This is a genomic window from Sinorhizobium sp. BJ1 (assembly GCF_002531555.1).
Taxonomy (GTDB): Bacteria; Pseudomonadota; Alphaproteobacteria; order Rhizobiales; family Rhizobiaceae; genus Sinorhizobium; species Sinorhizobium fredii_B.
Window position 1 is genome coordinate 84,646 of sequence record NZ_NWTH01000026.1, and the last position, 18,795, is coordinate 103,440.

Genomic DNA, 18,795 nt, shown 5'->3' on the forward strand with positions numbered 1-18,795 from the left:
CTGAGTCCGGTTCAGGAAAAAGAGGCGGTTTCGTCACGCGTTGCCCAGTGCGCTGACGCCAGGCATGAAAAGGCCAGCCGGTGAAAGCGTGAAAACTTCGCAGCCGTTCGCCGTAACGCCGACCGTGTGTTCATACTGCGCCGAAAGCGACCGGTCGCGCGTCACGGCCGTCCAGCCGTCTGAGAGCACCTTTACATGCGGGCGGCCGAGATTGATCATCGGCTCGATCGTGAAGATCATGCCCTCCTTGAGTTCTGGACCTTCACTGGCGTTACCATAGTGGAGGATGTTCGGAGCATCGTGGAAGAGGCGGCCTACGCCGTGGCCGCAGAAGTCCCGGACGACCGAGCAGCGCTCCGACTCCGCATAGATCTGAATTGCCTCGCCGATCGCGCCGGTACGGGCGCCGGGACGAACCGCCGCTATGCCGCGCATCAGGCATTCATGCGTGACTTCGAGCAGGCGTTCGGCGGCGCGTTTGATCTCGCCGACCGGGTACATCCGGCTGGAATCGCCATGCCAGCCATCGACGACATAGGTCACGTCGATGTTGACGATATCGCCGTCGCGCAACGGCTTGTCGTTCGGAATGCCGTGGCAGACGACGTGATTGATCGAGGTGCAGGACGACTTTGTATAGCCGCGATAGTTCAGGGTCGCGGGCAGCGCACCGTGATCCATGCCGAATTCGTAGACGAAGCGATCGATCTCTTCCGTCGTGACGCCGGGCTGCACCCGCGACGCCAGTTCGTCGAGGCAGCGTGCCGTCACCTGACAGGCCTTGCGCATGCCTTCGAATCCATCCGGTCCGTAGAGACGAATGACGCCGGTGTTCTTGTAGGGGGCGGCGCCGGCCTCGATGTAAGTTACCATTCCAAGACTTTCGATGTTTCAGGCGATTTTCTTAAATCAGCAAGGACCGGTTCGTCCACTGTCATCGCTGCGGTCGGCACGATCTCGAATGGCGATATCGCGCATCTGATCGCATAGGCTTCGACGCCGCGCGCAGCGGCCCGTTCGAAAGCCCGAGCATAAACCGGATCGAGGTCGCGGCATATCCGCAAGACGCTGCAGTCGCTTCTTTGAACAAGATAGAGCATGATCGCCCGGTGTCCGGCCTCGACCATGTCGCCGAGTTCGTCAAGGTGCTTGGCGCCGCGCGCCGTCGGGCTGTCGGGAAACTCCGCCATTGCCTCGGCTCGGCTGAAATGGACATTCTTTACTTCGACATAGGCAAGGCCCTTTGCCGGATCGATGAGCAGAATATCGATCCTCGAATTTCGCCCGTATCTCTGTTCGCGGCGGAGCGTTTCATAAGTATGGAGATCGCTGACCAGTCCGGCGGCGATCGCTTCCTCGGCGAGCCGGTTTGGCAGCCCGGTGTTGATGCCGACAAGCGTTCCGTCCGCCTCGACAATCTCCAGCATGTGGCGGTACTTGCGTGTTGGCGAGTCATGCTCCGACAGCCAGATGGCCGATCCGGGCGCCGTGAGGCCGCGCATCGAGCCGGTATTCGGGCAGGAGCCGGTGATCCGCGTCCCGTCGGCAAGATCGGCATCGAAGAGGAAGCGTTTGTAACGCTGGAGAAGCGTTGCTGGAACGAGCGGGCGGGAGAAGTTCACGATGCGTTTCCGCGGGTCAGGCGCGAACGCGCACGTAGGAGCCCGGCGCTTCCTCGATGGAGTTGAGCGGCCCTCCGGCCTTGCGGGCGGGAACGCGTCGCTTGTCGAGCTTTTCGACCCAGTCGTGCCAATGCGGCCACCAGGAGCCCGGCGTTTCCTTGGCCTTCTCCAGCCATTCCTCCAGATCGCCCTTCGGGGGTCCGCCCGTCCAGAACTGGTATTTGCTCTTGTCCGGCGGGTTGACGACGCCCGCAATGTGGCCGGAGCCGGACAGAACGAAGGTAACCTTGCCGCCGAAGAGCCCGCTGCCAAGGAAGACGGACTTCGCCGGTGCGATGTGATCTTCCTTGGTGGCGAGGTTGTAGATCGGGATCTTTACGTCGCCGAGCGACACCTTGCGTCCGGCAAGCACCATCTCGCCCTTGGCGAGCTTGTTCTCGAGATAGCAATTGCGCAGATAGAAGGAGTGGTTGGCAGCGGGCATCCGCGTCGAATCGGAGTTCCAGTAGAGCAGGTCGAAGGGCAGGGGGTCCTGGCCCTTGAGGTAGTTGTTCACGAAATAGGGCCAGATCAACTCGGAAGCGCGAAGCATGTTGAATGCGGTCGCCATTTTCGAGCCTTCGAGATAGCCGGTGGCGCTCATTTTGGCTTCGATCTGCTGAATCTGGTCGTCGTCGACGAAGACCTTGAGGTCGCCCGCATAGGTGAAATCCACCTGGGTGGTGAAGAGCGTCGCCGAGCGGATACGGTCGTCGCCTTCGGCTGCATGGAGCGCCAGCGTGGCGCCGAGCAGGGTGCCGCCGACGCAATAGCCGATCGCATTGACCTCGCGCTCGCCGGTTGCCTGTTCGATCGTGTCGAGCGCGAAGCCGACGCCTTCGCGTGCATAGGCTTCCCAGTCCTTTCGGGCGTGGCGCTCATCCGGATTGACCCAGGAGATGACGAAGACCGTGTGGCCCTGGTCCACTGCCCATTTGATGAAGGACTTTTGCGGGTTGAGGTCGAGCACGTAGTACTTGTTGATCCACGGCGGGCAGATCAGGAGCGGCCGCTTCAGCACCGTTTCGGTGCTCGCTTCGTATTGGATGACCTGGCAAATGTCGGATTGTGCGATCACCTTGCCGGGGGTGATCGCAATGTTCTCGCCGATGGCGAACTTGCTGGTATCCGTTTGCCTGAGCCGGAGCTCGCCGCGCCCGGCGGCGATGTCCTCGGCGAGCATCTGCATGCCCTTGACGAGATTTGCCCCGCTCGAGGCGACGGTCTCCCGGTAGAGCTGCGGATTCGTGGTGATGAAATTGCTCGGAGAGAGCGCGCTGGAGATCTGGCGCACGTAGAAGGCCGCCTTGTGGCGGGTATGGTCGTCGAGGCCCTCGGCCTCCTTGACCATTTGCTCCGCCCAGTCGGATGTCGTGAAATAGGCCTGGCGAATGAAGTCGAAGAAGGGATTCTTCACCCAGTCCTCGTCCGCAAAGCGTTTGTCATTGCGTTGGAGGTTCTCCGATTCGGCGACGTCGTCGCCGGCCATCCGGTGCAGTGTCCGCGACCAGATGTCGAAGAAGCTCCCCATCAGATGCGTCTGCGCTTCCAGCGTACGACGCGGATCGGAGAGCCAGTATTCGGAGACTTTGGAGAGTGTCTTGACCATGTCGGAGACAGGCTCGGAGTAGGTATCTTTTTTCTCGCCGGCCTCCCGCGGCGCCAACCATGCGGAAGCCGCCTTTCCCATCTGTTCGACCGCGCGGGCCAGGTTGATGGCGAGGTTCTGGGGGTCCTTGACGATGTAAGGCTCGACAGATTTGGGATCGAAGCCTGAAAAGCCGCCCTTGCCCGTGGTGTCCTCGGCCTTGTCTGATGTCACCCGGCGTCCTCCACAGCACGTTGTTTGTTTTGTATTTTTACATTCTGCCCGAAAATGATTACAAGGGCTAGCGCATCGTCGCTCCTTAAAAACAGAGGTCATCGCCAGCATGCTCGTCGTCGCAAACCAGCGTTCGCTTTCCCGGATTTCCGGGTTGATTCTCGCAGGCATGCTTGCCGGATGCAATTCGACGGCCGATCTCGCCACCTATCCTTCGGTCTACGGGCAGAAGCCTGCCGCCATGCAGCAGATGACCGACGCAGAGGCGGTGAACATGCAGGGGCAACTGACGGCGCTTGCCGCGCAGCGTAAATCCGGCGTCATCTCCGAAGCGGAGTATCAGCGCCGTCTGAAGGAATTGCAGTTGCTCGCCGAACAGCATGGGGTCGAAGCGCAAAAACAGATCGAGAATTAGCACTTGCCTTTCTCGTGATTTGGCCGCAAAGCGTTGAATGGCCGCAGTGACGGCCATTCACCCCGCGCATGTTGAGCGATTGCCGATGAGGCCCGCGAAACCGCGCGCCAAATGAGGTCTGGAGATGGAAGAGTTTCATAAAGTCCGGCGTTTGCCGCCCTATGTTTTCGAACAGGTCAACCGTTTGAAAGCAAGCGCGCGAGCCGCCGGTGCTGACATCATCGACCTCGGCATGGGCAATCCGGATCTTCCCACTCCGCAGTCGATCGTCGACAAGCTCTGCGAAGTCGTCCAGGACCCGCGCACCCATCGTTATTCTTCCTCGAAGGGCATTCCGGGGCTGCGCCGCGCCCAGGCCGCCTATTATGCCCGCCGCTTCGGCGTCAAGCTCAATCCCGAGACGCAGGTCGTCGCCACGCTGGGCTCAAAAGAAGGCTTCGCCAACATGGCGCAGGCGATCACCGCTCCGGGCGACGTCGTTCTGTGTCCGAACCCGACCTATCCGATCCATGCCTTCGGATTCCTGATGGCCGGCGGCGTCATCCGTTCGATCTCGGTCGAGCCGGACGAGAGCTTCTTCCCGCCGCTTGAGCGCGCCGTGAAGCACTCGATCCCGAAGCCCCTGGCGCTGATCCTCAACTATCCGTCCAATCCGACCGCCCAGGTCGCCACGCTCGATTTCTATAAGGACGTTATCGCCTTCGCGAAGAAGCACGACATCATCGTGCTGTCGGACCTCGCCTATTCGGAAATCTACTTCGACGACGTGCCGCCGCCCTCGGTCCTGGAAGTGCCGGGCGCGATCGACGTCACGGTCGAATTCACCTCGATGTCGAAGACGTTTTCGATGCCCGGCTGGCGGATGGGCTTCGCCGTCGGCAACGAGCGCCTGATCGCGGCGCTGACGCGGGTGAAGTCCTATCTCGATTACGGCGCCTTCACGCCGATCCAGGTGGCCGCGACCCAGGCCTTGAACGGCGACGGCAGCGACATCGCCGAGGTGCGCAACATCTACAAGCGCCGCCGCGACGTGATGGTCGACAGCTTCGGCAAGGCCGGCTTCGAAGTGCCGCCGCCGCCGGCGACGATGTTCGCCTGGGCGAAGATCCCCGAGAAGTTCCGCCACCTCGGCTCGCTGGAGTTCTCCAAGCTGCTCGTCGAGAAGGCGGATGTCGCGGTGGCCCCGGGCATCGGCTTCGGCGAGCAGGGCGATGATTATGTCCGCCTGGCGCTCGTCGAGAACGAGCACCGCATCCGCCAGGCGGCGCGCAACATCAAGCGCTTCCTGTCGACGGCGGATGAGACGATGCACAATGTCGTCTCGCTGAATGCACATCGGTAGGAAAAGAGCCGACTTTCGCGCAAAATGGCCCTGCCGCTCCGGCGGGGCGCCTTCTACATGTTAGGAACTTGCTATGGCAGATGCCCTCAAAATCGGCATTGCGGGCTTGGGGACGGTTGGTGCCTCACTCGTGCGGATTCTCCAGGAACGTCATGAGATGCTGGCAACGACGTGCGGAAGGCCGATCGAGCTTGTTGCCGTGGCGGCAAGGGATCGCAGCAAGGACCGCGGCGTCGATCTGGCTAAGTCCGCCTGGTTCGAGAACGCGGTGGCACTCGCCGCCGAGGCGGATATCGATGTCTTTGTCGAGTTGATGGGCGGGGCCGGGGATCCGGCCTATTCCTCGGTCAAGGCGGCACTGAAGCGCGGTATCCATGTGGTTACCGCCAACAAGGCGCTGCTGGCGCAGCACGGCATCGAACTCGCCGGCATCGCCGAGGAACAGGGCGCGCTGCTCAACTACGAGGCGGCGGTCGCCGGCGGCATCCCGGTCATCAAGGCGCTGCGCGAATCGCTGACGGGCAATACCGTCTCTCGCGTCTACGGGATCATGAACGGAACCTGCAACTACATCCTGACAAAGATGGAGAAGGAGGGGCTGACCTTCGAGGCTTGCCTGAAGGAAGCGCAGCGCCTCGGCTACGCCGAAGCGGACCCGGCCTTCGATATCGAGGGCAATGACACCGCCCACAAGCTTTCGATCCTGACCAGCCTCGCCTTCGGCACGGCGATCGCCGCCGATGACATCTACCTGGAAGGCATCACCAATATCTCGATCGAGGACATCCAGGCAGCCGCCGACCTCGGCTACCGCATCAAGCTGCTCGGCGTGGCGCAGCGTACCGATAGCGGTATCGAGCAGCGCGTCCACCCGACGATGGTTCCGTATGACTCCGTCATCGCACAAGTCGACGGTGTGACGAATGCGGTCGCGATCGAGTCCGACATTCTGGGCGAATTGCTGATGGTCGGCCCCGGCGCCGGCGGCAATGCGACGGCATCGGCGGTGCTTGGCGATATCGCCGACATCGCCAAGAGCCGCCCGGGCGCCCAACACGTCCCGGCGTTCGGACGGCCCACCACGGCCCTGCTGCCCTACAAGCGGGCCCGGATGCAGAGCCACGAGGGCGGATACTTCATCCGCCTGAAAGTGGTCGATCGCACCGGCGTCTTCGCCAACATCGCCCGGCATATGGCGGAAAACGACATCTCGCTCGAATCGATCATGCAGCATTCCAAGCATTACGCGGATCCTGCCGAACCGAAGACGATCATCCTGGTCACGCATGCAACGCACGAAGCTTCGGTGCGCAAGGCGATCGTTTCGATCAAGGGCGAGGGCTATCTCGTCGGAGAGCCGCAGGTGATCCGCATCGAGCGGCCCAAGGACTGGTGATCCCTTAAATCTGTTGAGAAACACTCCAGGATGCCTGTTACGGGCTGGAGTGGCCGACCTGCCTGTTTTTCTGCCTTAAAATCTTCGTTAAGAACGGAGGGACTTCAGGCGGACAGGCAGCATGGACCTATTGGCGGATCCGATAGAGCGGGCATTTCTCGGCGTCGAACGCTCGATCAGCGGTCAGCGCTGGGTCTCGCGCCTCGATCAGGCCGGGCAGAATCGCGCTTTGGCGATCAGCCAGGTGCACGGCCATTCGGAGCTCATCGCCCGGGTGCTGGCAGGCCGTGGCGTCGGTCTCGACGACGCGGCACAATTCCTCGATCCGACGCTGCGCGCGCTGATGCCCGATCCGGACGTGCTGACCGATTGCCGCAAGGCTGCGGAGCGGCTCGCCGATGCCGTTCGCCGCGGCGAGAAAGTCGCGATATTCGGTGACTACGACGTCGATGGCGCGGCGTCTTCGGCGCTGATGCTGCGGTTCCTCCGCCATTTCGACGTTCAACCCGAGATCTATATTCCCGATCGCATCTTCGAGGGCTACGGGCCGAACCCGCAGGCGATCGAACAGCTGATCGGCAACGGTGCCGGTCTGATCGTCACCGTCGACTGCGGTTCGACAAGCCATGAGTCGCTCGCGATCGCTGCCGAGCGCGGCATCGACGTGGTCGTCATCGATCACCACCAGGTCGGCGCGACGCTCCCGCCATGCCACGCGCTCGTCAATCCGAATCGCGAGGACGATTTGTCCGGACAGGGGCACCTCTGTGCGGCGGGCGTCGTCTATTTGGTGCTCGTCAACACCTTGCGGGTGCTGCGGCTTGGTGGCAATGCGCGTGCCGCCTCGTTCGATCTGCTGGCACTGCTCGATCTCGTGGCGCTGGCAACGGTCTGCGACGTGGTACCGCTCAAGGGTCTGAACCGTGCCTATGTCGTCAAGGGACTGATCGCGGCGCGGCACATGGGCAATAACGGGCTGGCAGCCCTGCTGCGCAAGGCCGCGATCGGTGGCCCGGTCACGCCGTATCACCTTGGGTTCCTGATCGGACCACGTATCAATGCGGGTGGCCGGATCGGCGATGCCGCGCTCGGCAGCCGGCTATTGACCCTCGACGATGCGACGGCGGCCGAGGTGATCGCCAGCCAGCTCGACGAGCTCAATCGCGAGCGCCAGGCGATGGAGGCGGCGATGCTCGCCGAGGCGGAGGCGGAAGTGCTGGCGGAATACGGCACGGGTGAGGGGGCTTCCGTGATCGTCACCGCCAGGGAGAGCTGGCATCCGGGCATCGTCGGTCTCATCGCGGCACGCATCAAGGAGAAATTCCGCCGGCCGACCTTTGCCATCGCCTTCGATCCGAGCGGCCGCGGGACCGGCTCCGGCCGCTCGATCACTGGTTTCGACATGGGCCGGCTCGTTCGCGCCGCGGTCGACGATGGCCTCCTCGTCAAAGGAGGCGGACATGCGATGGCGGCCGGCCTGACGGTCGAGCGGACCAAACTCGGGCGACTGCGCCAATTCTTCGAGGAACGCGCCGAGGGCGCAGTACGCAACCTGGTCGCCGTTGAGACCCTCAGGCTCGACGGCGCGCTGGCGGCGGCCGGAGCGACGCTCGACCTCGTCGACCTTCTCGACCAGGCCGGCCCCTACGGCTCGGCCCATCCTCAGCCGGTCTTCGCCTTTCCGCAGCATCGGCTGCGCGACAGCCGACAAGTCGGCGCCAATCACGTCAAAGTCACGCTCGAGGGCCATGACGGCAGCCGAATCGACGGCATTGCCTTCCGGGCGACGGAAACGCCGCTCGGCGATTTTCTGCTCGGCAACCGCGGCTCGACGATCCATGTCGCCGGTTCGGTTTCAGCGGACCTTTGGCAGGGATCGCGCCGGGTGCAACTGCGTGTGACGGATGCGGCAAGGGCCAATTGAGTGCGCTCGCGCCGCGGCGAACTCCCCAAGCCGTATCAGCGGGTTGCGCAATGTAACTAAAGGGAATTCTGAAGATTTGAAATTGGCACGCCCAACGGGAATCGAACCCGTGTTTCCGCCGTGAAAGGGCGGCGTCCTAGACCGCTAGACGATGGGCGCCTCCGCACGGCTATTAGCCGTGCAAAGTGTTGCAGCGAACTTCGTGCGCCGAAACGGAGCACGGCGCTGCAAGACGAGGTGGCTTATAGAGGTGCCTTTGGATTCCCGCAAGGGGACCAAGCGCGACTACATTCGATTTTTCCCGGGAAAATGTCGAGGGTAAAACTGGTACGCCCAACGGGACTCGAACCCGTGTTACCGCCGTGAGAGGGCGGCGTCCTAACCGCTAGACGATGGGCGCCTGCGCCGAAGCTTGAGCAACATACTATGAAAAAGATGAAATAGGAAAGAGGAGGAATAGCACGCTCAACGGTTCTGCCGCCACTTAGTTTTTGGTGCTGTGGAGCGCTGTCGCGAACCCAGAAGGACGTGTGGGAGGCGACGTGCGCCAGCGCCGCATTCTCCTCTAGCGGGGAGCAAACCAACGCAGTACTATGGCAAGTCGCCCCGGCGGGACCAAGCTATGGCAACGCTCAGCCTCATTTCGTTCAGCCTCGTTTTGCTACTTGGGTCTCCGGCAGGCCGGGAGGCAGCAACTGTCGACGCACTTGCTCCACAGGACATGCTCGAAATACGCGCTTCGGCGCGAGGAGAGGCTGCTGAAGCGTCGATCAACGATGCACCTGAGTTGACCCTGCGCGGACGCGCCAGGAGTGCCGCACCTGAAAAGCTCCTCGCGGCGAGCCAGAACGTCGATGCACCCGAGAACGGTGCGCAAATGGCGGGTGGTAAGCTGGAGGAAATTCTCCGCCGCGCTTTGGCGGCGGCCAGAAGAGACCTTGATGCGATGCGGCAAGTCGCCGAAAAGCAACGCCAAAGAGCCGAAGCACGCGCGCGTGATCTGACGATGGTGCTGCAGATAGTCGAAGAGTTGGAGGCCAAAGCCGCCGGAGCAATGCGGTCAAAGGCTGCCGCGCTCAGGGCACGAGACGCCGCGGAAGCGGCGCTGGCCGATGAGAGACGAGCGCTTGAGGAGGTGCGGCAAAAGCTTGGCGCTTACGAGCGCGATCTCGCCTTGGCCCGCCAATCGTCCGCTGCCGCGGAACCCGGCGCCGATTTGGCAGCGGCGGAGAAGGCCGCCGTGCTGGCCCGCCAAGTTGCCGAGGCTGCGGCAAAGCGGGCTGGCGAAGAGCTCGCATTGGAACGCGAGAGGGCAAGGTCGCTCGCTCGCGATCTCGACACTGCTCGCCGGGAGCGCGACGCGGCGATGCGGGCGATGCAGCAGCGGGCGATGGAGGACGGGCGCGATCTCGCCCATGCCCTCCAATCGGCTGCTGTTCCGAAGCCCGACGCCAATTTAGCAGCGGCAGAGATGGCGGCTGCTGTGCTGGCTCGCCGGAATGCCGAGGCTGCGGCGAGGCGGGCTGGCGAAGAACTCGCATCGGAACGCGAGAGGGCAAAGTCGCTCGCTCGTGATCTCGACTCTGTTCGCCGGGAGCTCGACTCGGCGATGCGGGCGACGCAGAGGCGGGCGGTGGAGGACGGGCGCGATCTCGCCGATGTCCTACAATCGGCTGCTGTTCCGGAGCCCGACGCCAATTTCGCAGCGGCAGAGAAGGCTGCCGCTGTGCTGGCTGGCCAAATTGCCGAGGCTGAGGCGAGGCGAGCTGGCGAAGAACTCGCATTGGAACGCGAGAAGGCAAGGTCGCTCGCTCTGGAGCTCGACACCGTTCGCCGAGAACGCGACGTGGCAAAGAAGCAATTGACCCGGGTATTGGCGGCGCAGCGCCGTGCATCGGACGCTGCGCGCGATCGGGGTGGTGGCCGCGAGCGTGCGGCGACGCCGGAGGAAATAGATGGCCGCAAACCCGCTACCGAGCGTCGAAAGGTCGAACAGCCTGTATCGAAGGCGCTGCCCGATTCGCTTTTCCCCAGGCGGCTCGTGCCCGGCCTCTGGTAAGGGAAGTCGAGGTTGATATGCGCAGATTGAGGACTCTGGTGATGCGCATTTACCTGGCTGCCACATTCGTGATTGCAATTGCAATTGGGCTGGCCCCGGCTCTCGACCTCGGTGTCGCCGGCAAGTTCAGCGCCGCCGCGGCTGGTGGTAAGAGCGGCGGCTCGCCAGGGAACAGCTCAGGAGGCGCAGCAAAGGCCGGAGCCTCGACCGGCGCGAAGGAGGGATCAAACAGTGGAGCTAGCGGCAAGAGTCACGGGACCTCGTCCGGATCTGGTGGGGGAGCCGCATCGTCGAAAGGCAAGCGAGCGACCCCTGTTCCGAGCCGTGCTTTACCTGGTCTCCTCGTAAGCCCCGGATCTCGAAAGAGTAGCGTCACTCCAAAGAGTGTCGGTGCAGGAGCGATTGTCGGCATTGCTCCCGCACAGGCCGTACCGCCATCCATCCGTCTGCCTCTCATCCTCTGGCCGATAGAAACTGGGCCTGGTGAGCGCGGCGAATACAAGCAAGGCGTTTCGGGTTATCCCGTTACGGACCCGATGACGACGGGAGCGATTTCGGGTGACTCAAGCGCCGTGGTGCGCGTCTGCCTCCAGGCGATCGCATCGGCTGCGTTGCCCCTTGGCGCCGTGCGCATACGCGCGGCAAGCGCCGGTCCTTTCGTCTCGCAACGCGACGGCGCGCTCACCGCCCCAATTGCAGTGCGCATAGACTATGCAGGACAAGGCGGCATCGAGGTCCGTCGGGCGCGAGTCAGGTGCCATCTCGACTCGAACGGCATGGTCATCGCGGTGAATTAAGCCGGAGCCGCGCGATAGGATCATCGGCGAGTGACCATGGCGATGGACTCCCATTTAGCTGCCACATTGGCTGGCCCGCCTCGCCATCCATCGTCCTGCCACGCATATCTGCCGATCCGCGACGCATTGAGCCCTTGCCACGGAGTATGCTCCTTCCACCAAAAGTCGCACTGCTATTTTGCTGGATAGACAAGCTAGCATGCCGGTCACGCCCCACAGCGCCGTGCGCCTTATCAGACGCGCAAAGGCGGCTGTAGCACTTTCAGCAGGAGAGGATCACAGGCCATGCAGACGATCAGAATGCTCGGTGCCGCCATGTTTTTTCTAGCCGGTCCAGCCTTCGCGGCCGACTTGCTGCCGGAACCGGTGACGCCGGTCAGCCACGGCGTTTCGGAGGCCGACCGGCCGACCGTCGAGCGCTGCAACGAGGCGATCGCCCAATGGGCCGCGCCATACAATCCGGCTGCCGTCGAAACTAGCCTGACCGAGCCGGTGCGCACAGGCGCTGACGGCGCGCAGGTCGCCACGCTTGACGTCAAGATCGACTACCTGCGCCAGGGTGGCGTCGAGCCGCGCTCGGCGACCATCGCCTGCACGGTCGCGTCGGACGGCGAGGTCAGTGTCTCTGTAGTCAAGCAAGGGTAAGACCGGAAATCGAGCCGCAGCGACGTGCGTCTGCAGCTCCTCCGAACTCCGGTTTCGATGGCCGAAACCCACGGTCGTGGATCTGCCTGTAAAAAATGGAAATTTTTAGTGGATGGCACGCCCAACGGGAATCGAACCCGTGTTTCCGCCGTGAAAGGGCGGCGTCCTAGACCGCTAGACGATGGGCGCCTCCGCACGCTTATTTACCGTGCAAAGTGTTGCAGCGGCCTTTTGTGCGCCGGAACGGCGCATGCGCTGCAAGACGAGGTGGCTTATAGAGAGCACTTCGGATTCCCGCAAGTCATCCGAAGCAATATTTTCGATCTTTCTGCCGAAATTTAAGAGCAATTGCCGCAAGCCGTTATCACCCGCAAGCATAAACATGCCGTGTGCGCCGATGTCGGAGTATCCGTAAGTATTGGATAAGGAGAATGGCACGCCCAACGGGACTCGAACCCGTGTTACCGCCGTGAAAGGGCGGCGTCCTAACCGCTAGACGATGGGCGCCTCAGCACGGTCATCAAACCGTGCAAAGTGTTGCAGCGGCCATTGTGCTCCGGAACGGCGCGTGGCGCTGCAAGACGAGGTGGCTTATAGAGAGCACTTTGGATTCCCGCAAGCGGCAAATCCCACTTTTTCTCAGAAAAATGTCCGCAACCACTTCAGCCGTTGCGACGGCGACAGCGCCAATTCCAATCACGCTGCCGGCCGATGTCGATATGCACGGATTCGGTGTGGCAATAGGTGCCGACACCGCCACGGCCCGGCAGGCTTCTGAGATATTCGGCCAGGTCCCACTTGCTGACGCCCTTGACCTGGATGTCGGCCGCTTCGCAGCGCGTGTGGAGCGATTGGCGTTTCCGGTTGACCTTGATCGGCCGAAGCCCTGACGTGACCATCACCTTCTGACCGTAATGCCGCTCGACACTCTTCAGCATTGCGAGAAGCGTCGGTTTGAAGCAGCCGGTTTCCACGCTCTCCGTCTGCAGGATCAGGCCGCTTGGCGCCAAGCGGGCGAGGCCCGACAGATTGGCGACCTCCACCGGCGCGTCATCCTCTTCGCCTCCGTGGTCGGCATGATCCATGTTGAACAGCGGATTCAGCTTGACGCCCGGCAGCGCGGTGTAGGCGAGCGAGGCGACCTGCGGTTCAGCCGCATTGGCGGTCGTGATGGTCCGCTTCTCAGCGGCCTCAGTGTTGCTGGCGTCGCTGCTGCGGAGCTTCGGCTTGCGTTTGGCGGCAAAGAGACTTGCGAACGTCCAGCTCTTGCTCGTCCGCTGCGGCTCCTTCTCGTTGTCTGCGGGCGAGGCGGGTTGAACCGGATCCGCGGCAGGCGGTGCCACCTGTCCGGTCGATGCGACGTCGACCGCCTGCAATGGGGCGGACGCCTCGCCGGCACGCGCCGCCTGTGCGCTCGTGGGCAGCGGGACGGCGGGAGGAAGATCGGCCGTGCTGGCGGTGCTTTCTGTGCCGGGCTGCGCCACCGTCGGAGCTGCGTTGCTCGCTCCTTCCTGGGCCGGCAGGACGGGCGGCGCAGCCGGCTGTGCACCGCCGAAGAGGCTGTTGCTCGTCGCATTCACGCCCGGCTGAGCGCCGGCTGGTGTTCCGGATGGTTGGGCGGCGCTCGCAGGCACGCTCCCAGTAACGGGCGACTGCCCGTAAATGCTCGACGACGTGGCGTTGAGGCCGGTGCTTTGCGTCGTCAGGCCCTGTGGCAACGCGGCCGCATCCGCCTGGGCAGCCGGATCCTCCGCTTGCAGTTGAGCGGTCGTACCGGCGCCGGCGGTCTGATTGGAAAGCTCGCCCTCGGATTGCGGCGTCGCGGCACTCGATGGAGCGACGGCTTGCTGCGATTCGACCGGATTGGCGCCCTCCCTGTCGGCGACCGCCGAGACGCAGCCGGCCAGGGCGAGAAGTGATACGGAGAGCGCCGCGACGCGCCCGATCGTCTGGAGCGCGCGTCTCGAATCCAGGTGTTGCAACGTCTTATCCCCACTCTCCGTGCGTGGCCCGGCTTCTCTCACGGACACGCATCAAGTCTCAGTTCCGAAACAGTTCTCAGAACAGACAACTTTGCTCTCGCGGCGAGAAATTACCCCGCCACGGGAAGGTCAGGCCAAGTAGAGGGCTATGGTGCCGCAAATGATTGCGAAGCATAACCCCGTTTCAACTATGGCGCGGAAATTAGTGGACACCGCGCAATTTGTAAACCGGCGCTAACCAATTCCGACTTCACAAAACATATACGAAGGCCGGCGCGCTGGCCGGGCCTGAAAACCTCTGGATCGTTCAGTTGCTGCTGCTGATCTTCGAGTCCGGTCCCGCGCGCCGTGCCGCACCGGCCTACAGCGCCGCGCGTTCACACGCACCAAGTTCGCTGTACCACTGTAAAGTGCCGCAACGTCTTGCCCTTGGGGCGGTCCCCGATCGAGGCAATCATGCGGTACCGGTCGCACCCCCGCACCTTGGGCGCTCCGGATTGTGCGGGGCTTACCAGCTGCCGGTATTGCCCATCGACGCCCAGGGTTCCTGTGCCGATAGGTGCTCTCCCTTCTGCAAAATCTCGATCGATATCCCGTCGGGCGAGCGAACGAAGGCCATGTGACCGTCGCGGGGTGGTCGGTTGATCGTCACTCCGTTATCCATCAGACGCTTGCAAAAGGCGTAGATGTCATCGACCTCATAGGCGAGGTGACCAAAATTCCGTCCACCGGTATAGTCCTCGGTGTCCCAGTTGTAAGTGAGTTCCAGACAGGGCGACACCTCTGCCTTGGCGCGGTCGAGGTCGCCGGGTGCGGCGAGGAAGACGAGCGTGAAGCGGCCTTTCTCGTTCTCGTATCGGCGAATTTCCTGGAGCCCGAACAGCGTTGAGTAGAAATGGAGAGCTTGGTCGAGGTCCTTTACACGAACCATCGTGTGCAGATAGCGCATTGGATTGTCCCTGTTTTGCCGAAGATGGCGTATACTTAAGGGACAGCAAGCCAGAGGCAAGCCTGCGGCCCCATAAATGACCTCGGCCAATTTACGTCGAGGGACTTGCGCATGCGCAGCGGGACGATGTTATTCTGGTCCATAAGAATCAGTTAACCGTATCGAGAGTTGCGCGTAACGAGGGGCTGGGAGAATGGCGGACAGAACATCCTCAAAAGGTGTCATCGAGAATGACGGCCTTGGCAATGACGCTCTCGATCTCATCGAGATCACCGGCGTCATCAAATGGTTCGACGTCGCCAAGGGGTTCGGTTTCATCGTTCCCGACAATGGCATGCAGGACATCTTGCTGCACGTCACCTGCCTGAGGCGCGACGGCTACCAGACCGTGCTCGAGGGCGCCCGAGTCGTGGCGCTCGTGCAAAAGCGCGAGCGCGGTTACCAGGCCTTTCGCATTCTCTCCATGGATCAGTCGACGGCGGTTCATCCCTCGCAGCTCCCGCCGGTACGCACCCATGTCCAGGTGACGCCGACGAGCGGCCTGGAGCGGGTCCTGGTCAAGTGGTTCAACCGCACCAAGGGTTTCGGCTTCCTGACGCGCGGCGAAGGCACCGAGGACATCTTCGTGCATATGGAGACCCTCCGCCGTTTCGGTCTGACGGAACTGCGCCCGGGCCAAGTTGTGCTGTGCCGCTTCGGTGACGGAGAGAAGGGTTTGATGGCTGCGGAAATTCATCCGGACGGCCCGACACCCACCAACCGGTCGCACTGATGCACACGCTTCGCGACTTCCTTGCAAGAAGCGCCATTTCGGCGCTTTTTTTGTTGTCGGTGCTCGTCTCGTCGCTCGCCGCCGATGTCTCCTTCGATAGAGACAAGATCCGGCTTTTCACCAGTGGAGGGCGGGCCCACGACCTCACCGTCGAACTGGCGATCGAACCGGACCAGCGCGAACAGGGCCTGATGCACCGGCGGCGGATGGCGCCGGACCACGGCATGCTGTTCGATTTCGGCGAGACGCGGCGGGTGATGATGTGGATGAGGAACACATATCTGCCGCTCGACATGCTCTTCATCGCCGAAGACGGCACCGTCCGGACCATTCATGAGAACGCCGTCCCCCTGTCGGATGCGATCATCGATTCGAAAGAGCCGGTCGCCTTCGTGCTCGAGCTCAACGCCGGAACGGTGAAACGGCTCGGGATCAGGCCCGGCGACCGGATCGCCGGCGCACGCATTCCGGTCAACGAGCGCTGAGTCCATCGTACGGCCGGCACGACCAAATTTGCTGTTGCAGGTGGAAGGCGAAGCGTGTATCTCCGCCTTCGTCGGTTCGGAGTGTAGCGCAGTCTGGTAGCGCATCTGGTTTGGGACCAGAGGGTCGGGAGTTCGAATCTCTCCACTCCGACCACTTAAATCTTTGATTTTGCTATCCAGTTGACGATAGCGGGCAGCCGAGGCCCGGCGCCTGCGAGAGCTGCAAATCGTCGCGGCCGGTCGCCACGAGTACCCGCGGCACACGCTTGAAAAAGCTGTATTTTCCTGTCGGAAGTCATTCCGTTTTAAATCATTCTGCGCTAAGGGAAGACGAGGCATGGGGCAGACATTGCCCCGCAGGGCATGGGTCTCGGGAGATTGCACGCGATCCAGGGATAAAATCATGCTCAAAGTCCAAGACACGACAGCGACTTCGCGCATCCGGTGATGCGTCGGGGTCGAGATGGAGAGACGGGAAAGCAATGTCCGCGAAGATCTATCGTCCCGCGAAGACAGCGATGCAGTCCGGCAAGGCCAAGACGAATCTGTGGGTGCTGGAGTTCGATCAGGAAAAGCCGCGTACCATCGACCCGATCATGGGTTATACGAGCTCCGGCGACATGCGGCAGCAGTTGCGGCTGACCTTCGAGACCGCCGAGCAGGCGATCGCCTATGCCGAACGCAACGGCATCGAATACCGCGTCATCGCGCCCAAGGACGCGACGCGCAAGAATGTGTCCTATTCGGACAATTTCCGTTTCAATAGGATGCAGCCCTGGACCCACTGACGTCCGCGGCAGGCCGGGCCACCGGTCCGACGGCCCCTTAGCTCAGCTGGATAGAGCACCTGCCTTCTAAGCAGGTTGTCGCAGGTTCGAGTCCTGCAGGGGTCGCCAAAAAATTCAATTACTTAGCTGATGATTTCGCGGAGCCGCGATTCCGGTGAGGTCTTATTGTGGTCGCATCCGCAGCCGACTGGGCCTGATTGTAATCCAAGCCTTGCTGACGATGGAACGTGCGCGAGGTTTGGCGACGAGCATCGGTTTGGCAGATCAGTCCTTCCCAGCCCAGTGCAGCCGGATCCACTCGTGCACTTGAGGTCTAGGCCAGCCGATCCGCGTGCCGTATATCGATTGGGCCTTCGGAAAAAATCCCGTCCTGCGCAACCCGCAGCATGAGAGCGGGGTCGCAATCGCAGTGCGTCTCGCCGATACCGGGATTATCATGAAGCCTATCTGAACGAAATCCTCTCGCGTGCAGTGTAGGTTGTGGTGGCCAAGCAATTTGCCTAGCCGGGCTCGTAGCCGCCTCTCTGCACATTCTCAATGGACTTGCGAATCCAACCCTACCGCGACTGATCTGAACCGGAAAGAGTGACCCAGCACTGTCGTTGGCGTCCGGCGCACGAATGGGTCGGTTGAGCCAAGATGGACATCGCTCAGCTAAGGGGCATTTGCGGGAAGGGACGGAATCCTACGCCAAGACCGCCGCCTTGGCCAACTCCGCCATTGCCCGTGTTGCCGATCGGAGCCGTTCATCACCCAGGTGGCGGGACAACTCCGCTTTAGCCGATTTCCATACCGGAAAGGCATCTACCATGAGGCCACGCCCAGAACGGGTCAAGTTTAGCCGCTTTCCTGCGCGGCCACGGCCACCTTCAGCGTGGACCAAACCTCGCGCCTCTAGGTGCTGAACATTTCGGCTGAGAGTAGTCGCATCGACCCCTGCGCTAACCGCGAGATCAACGAGTGTAGCTCCCTCAGCGGCCCCGATCCCGACCAAGAGGCTGAATTGCTCGGCCGTCAGCCCGAGCGGCTTGAAGCAGGCGTTGTAATAGCGGGTGACTGCACGGGCCGTCGCACGAGCCTGAAGGCCCGGACATTCCGCTGCGACGCCCTTCAAAGATTCTCGATCAAACCCGCTCACGTCTGCACCCTCGACAACCCGGTGTGAGCATAATACTGTATATGCATTATTTGGCAATATTTGGAGATCTACATGCCAGCGTACGTGCATATCAATCTGCGGGTCATCGACCCCGCCAAGCAGGCGGCGCTCGCTCCTCGCTTTCAGGCGGCTCTACAAGAGGCGGGCGGGCGGATTCTGCACTTCGGTCGTGTTGCGCAGGTTCTTGAAGGCGATGAGGCGCCGTTCCCAATAGCTGGCGTGTTCGAGTTTCCAACCCTGGCCCAAGCGCTAGCCTTCTACGGTTCCGAGAAGTACGCACCGATCAAGGCCGAACGCCGGGAGGCTCAGCAAGCGAGGATGTTCGTTGTCGAAACCGGCTGAAGCCCCGCGCCAAACGACCGAGTATAGCGAGTTGCACCCGCATCGCTCGCTTCGCGTCGACACCCGTCGTGCCGACGCTCGCGTTGATTTACTGCTTCTTTAAGTCAAGGACGCGCTTTCCATAGTCCCTGAGTTCACCCTTGGGGATGATCGCTTTGTCTGCAAGCCGTTCCACGTGCCAGCCTTGGGTGACTGCTCACCACCGAGGCTGTGTGAAAACTCCCGCTCATGATAGACTACCTCGAGTTGAGCGGGGG

The 18,795-nt window shown here is 62.1% G+C and carries 17 protein-coding genes and 6 tRNA genes; 12 read left to right on the plus strand and 11 right to left on the minus strand.

Annotated elements, in window-relative coordinates; translation table 11 throughout:
- Positions 1-33: 33 nt before the first annotated feature.
- The 3 genes from map to phaC are packed head-to-tail and all read right to left on the minus strand — an operon-like array spanning position 34 to position 3,483.
- Positions 34-873 (minus strand): type I methionyl aminopeptidase, encoded by an 840-nt coding sequence (gene map / locus CO676_RS25990; protein ID WP_097523197.1) that lies wholly within the window; start codon positions 871-873, stop codon positions 34-36.
- Positions 867-1,622 carry a DNA/RNA nuclease SfsA gene (gene sfsA / locus CO676_RS25995; protein WP_097523198.1) on the minus strand — a complete coding sequence of 252 codons (756 nt, stop codon included), beginning with the start codon at positions 1,620-1,622 and terminating at the stop codon, positions 867-869. The genes map and sfsA overlap by 7 nt, the downstream gene beginning before the upstream one ends.
- A 16-nt stretch (positions 1,623-1,638) precedes the next feature.
- Positions 1,639-3,483 (minus strand): poly(3-hydroxyalkanoate) polymerase subunit PhaC, encoded by a 1,845-nt coding sequence (gene phaC, locus CO676_RS26000; protein WP_014764290.1) that lies wholly within the window; start codon positions 3,481-3,483, stop codon positions 1,639-1,641.
- A gap of 109 nt (positions 3,484-3,592) precedes the next feature.
- On the opposite strand from phaC, the gene CO676_RS26005 reads away from it, so the two are divergent.
- From CO676_RS26005 to recJ, 4 genes are all read left to right on the plus strand, one after another.
- On the plus strand, positions 3,593-3,898 hold the full coding sequence (locus CO676_RS26005) for an SHOCT domain-containing protein (protein WP_014764291.1): 306 nt from the start codon (positions 3,593-3,595) through the stop codon (positions 3,896-3,898).
- A gap of 124 nt (positions 3,899-4,022) precedes the next feature.
- Complete coding sequence (locus CO676_RS26010; protein WP_012707954.1) at positions 4,023-5,240, plus strand: LL-diaminopimelate aminotransferase; 1,218 nt, start codon at positions 4,023-4,025, stop codon at positions 5,238-5,240.
- A gap of 73 nt (positions 5,241-5,313) precedes the next feature.
- Positions 5,314-6,636, plus strand: a complete 1,323-nt coding sequence (locus tag CO676_RS26015) for a homoserine dehydrogenase (RefSeq protein ID WP_097523199.1) — start codon at positions 5,314-5,316, stop codon at positions 6,634-6,636.
- A 121-nt stretch (positions 6,637-6,757) separates the two neighbouring features.
- Positions 6,758-8,560, plus strand: a complete 1,803-nt coding sequence (gene recJ / locus CO676_RS26020) for a single-stranded-DNA-specific exonuclease RecJ (RefSeq protein ID WP_097523200.1) — start codon at positions 6,758-6,760, stop codon at positions 8,558-8,560.
- An 83-nt stretch (positions 8,561-8,643) separates the two neighbouring features.
- Here the strand turns inward: recJ and CO676_RS26025 are convergent.
- Together CO676_RS26025 and CO676_RS26030 are read right to left on the minus strand one after the other, a co-directional pair.
- Positions 8,644-8,719: transfer RNA gene (locus CO676_RS26025), tRNA-Glu, on the minus strand.
- A gap of 166 nt (positions 8,720-8,885) precedes the next feature.
- Positions 8,886-8,960, minus strand: a tRNA-Glu gene (locus tag CO676_RS26030).
- Between the two features lie 222 nt (positions 8,961-9,182).
- Between CO676_RS26030 and CO676_RS26035 the strand changes: the two genes are divergently transcribed.
- Both CO676_RS26035 and CO676_RS26045 read left to right on the plus strand, forming a co-directional pair.
- On the plus strand, positions 9,183-10,619 hold the full coding sequence (locus tag CO676_RS26035) for a hypothetical protein (protein WP_097523201.1): 1,437 nt from the start codon (positions 9,183-9,185) through the stop codon (positions 10,617-10,619).
- 1,082 nt (positions 10,620-11,701) lie between these two features.
- Complete coding sequence (locus tag CO676_RS26045; RefSeq protein ID WP_014764308.1) at positions 11,702-12,061, plus strand: hypothetical protein; 360 nt, start codon at positions 11,702-11,704, stop codon at positions 12,059-12,061.
- Positions 12,062-12,174: 113 nt separating this feature from the next.
- Here CO676_RS26045 and CO676_RS26050 read toward each other — a convergent pair.
- From CO676_RS26050 to gloA, 5 genes are all read right to left on the minus strand, one after another.
- Positions 12,175-12,250: transfer RNA gene (locus CO676_RS26050), tRNA-Glu, on the minus strand.
- Positions 12,236-12,445, minus strand: coding sequence for a hypothetical protein (locus tag CO676_RS26055; protein WP_097523203.1), 210 nt, complete (start codon positions 12,443-12,445; stop codon positions 12,236-12,238). The genes CO676_RS26050 and CO676_RS26055 overlap by 15 nt, the downstream gene beginning before the upstream one ends.
- Positions 12,446-12,493: 48 nt before the next feature.
- Positions 12,494-12,568: transfer RNA gene (locus tag CO676_RS26060), tRNA-Glu, on the minus strand.
- Between the two features lie 155 nt (positions 12,569-12,723).
- Positions 12,724-14,043, minus strand: a complete 1,320-nt coding sequence (locus CO676_RS26065) for a YcbK family protein (RefSeq protein WP_179875649.1) — start codon at positions 14,041-14,043, stop codon at positions 12,724-12,726.
- Positions 14,044-14,551: 508 nt separating this feature from the next.
- Entirely contained in the window at positions 14,552-14,992 is a 441-nt protein-coding gene (gene gloA / locus CO676_RS26070) for a lactoylglutathione lyase (protein WP_014764309.1), read from the minus strand.
- A gap of 193 nt (positions 14,993-15,185) precedes the next feature.
- On the opposite strand from gloA, the gene CO676_RS26075 reads away from it, so the two are divergent.
- The 5 genes from CO676_RS26075 (at position 15,186) to CO676_RS26095 (ending at position 17,145) form a co-directional block, all read left to right on the plus strand.
- The gene (locus CO676_RS26075) at positions 15,186-15,764 is read left to right on the plus strand and encodes a cold-shock protein (protein ID WP_014764310.1); all 579 of its coding nucleotides are present in this window, start codon (positions 15,186-15,188) and stop codon (positions 15,762-15,764) included.
- Complete coding sequence (locus CO676_RS26080; RefSeq protein WP_014764311.1) at positions 15,764-16,249, plus strand: DUF192 domain-containing protein; 486 nt, start codon at positions 15,764-15,766, stop codon at positions 16,247-16,249. Before CO676_RS26075 ends, CO676_RS26080 begins: the two co-directional genes overlap by 1 nt.
- 77 nt (positions 16,250-16,326) lie before the next feature.
- Positions 16,327-16,403 (plus strand) — tRNA-Pro (locus CO676_RS26085).
- 328 nt (positions 16,404-16,731) lie between these two features.
- Positions 16,732-17,037 (plus strand): ETC complex I subunit, encoded by a 306-nt coding sequence (locus CO676_RS26090; protein ID WP_041414354.1) that lies wholly within the window; start codon positions 16,732-16,734, stop codon positions 17,035-17,037.
- A gap of 31 nt (positions 17,038-17,068) precedes the next feature.
- Positions 17,069-17,145 (plus strand) — tRNA-Arg (locus CO676_RS26095).
- Positions 17,146-17,722: 577 nt separating this feature from the next.
- On the opposite strand, the gene CO676_RS26100 is transcribed toward CO676_RS26095, so the two are convergent.
- A complete protein-coding gene (locus CO676_RS26100) occupies positions 17,723-18,265 on the minus strand; it encodes a MarR family winged helix-turn-helix transcriptional regulator (protein ID WP_245424468.1) in 543 nt (180 codons plus the stop codon).
- On the opposite strand from CO676_RS26100, the gene CO676_RS26105 reads away from it, so the two are divergent.
- Entirely contained in the window at positions 18,248-18,538 is a 291-nt protein-coding gene (locus tag CO676_RS26105) for a DUF1330 domain-containing protein (RefSeq protein WP_097523206.1), read from the plus strand. The genes CO676_RS26100 and CO676_RS26105 overlap by 18 nt on opposite strands.
- Positions 18,539-18,795 lie beyond the last annotated feature (257 nt).

Excerpts from the sequence above, each read along its gene's own strand:
- recJ (WP_097523200.1), top strand. The coding sequence starts at position 6,758 with ATGGACCTATTGGCGGATCCGATAGAGCGGGCATTTCTCGGCGTCGAA.
- CO676_RS26105 (WP_097523206.1), top strand. The coding sequence starts at position 18,248 with ATGCCAGCGTACGTGCATATCAATCTGCGGGTCATCGACCCCGCCAAG.
- CO676_RS26075 (WP_014764310.1), top strand. The coding sequence starts at position 15,186 with ATGGCGGACAGAACATCCTCAAAAGGTGTCATCGAGAATGACGGCCTT.
- CO676_RS26090 (WP_041414354.1), top strand. The coding sequence starts at position 16,732 with ATGTCCGCGAAGATCTATCGTCCCGCGAAGACAGCGATGCAGTCCGGC.
- CO676_RS26080 (WP_014764311.1), top strand. The coding sequence starts at position 15,764 with ATGCACACGCTTCGCGACTTCCTTGCAAGAAGCGCCATTTCGGCGCTT.
- map (WP_097523197.1), bottom strand. The coding sequence starts at position 873 with ATGGTAACTTACATCGAGGCCGGCGCCGCCCCCTACAAGAACACCGGC.
- CO676_RS26055 (WP_097523203.1), bottom strand. The coding sequence starts at position 12,445 with ATGTTTATGCTTGCGGGTGATAACGGCTTGCGGCAATTGCTCTTAAAT.
- CO676_RS26015 (WP_097523199.1), top strand. The coding sequence starts at position 5,314 with ATGGCAGATGCCCTCAAAATCGGCATTGCGGGCTTGGGGACGGTTGGT.
- gloA (WP_014764309.1), bottom strand. The coding sequence starts at position 14,992 with ATGCGCTATCTGCACACGATGGTTCGTGTAAAGGACCTCGACCAAGCT.
- CO676_RS26010 (WP_012707954.1), top strand. The coding sequence starts at position 4,023 with ATGGAAGAGTTTCATAAAGTCCGGCGTTTGCCGCCCTATGTTTTCGAA.
- CO676_RS26045 (WP_014764308.1), top strand. The coding sequence starts at position 11,702 with ATGCAGACGATCAGAATGCTCGGTGCCGCCATGTTTTTTCTAGCCGGT.
- CO676_RS26005 (WP_014764291.1), top strand. The coding sequence starts at position 3,593 with ATGCTCGTCGTCGCAAACCAGCGTTCGCTTTCCCGGATTTCCGGGTTG.
- CO676_RS26100 (WP_245424468.1), bottom strand. The coding sequence starts at position 18,265 with ATGCACGTACGCTGGCATGTAGATCTCCAAATATTGCCAAATAATGCA.
- CO676_RS26035 (WP_097523201.1), top strand. The coding sequence starts at position 9,183 with ATGGCAACGCTCAGCCTCATTTCGTTCAGCCTCGTTTTGCTACTTGGG.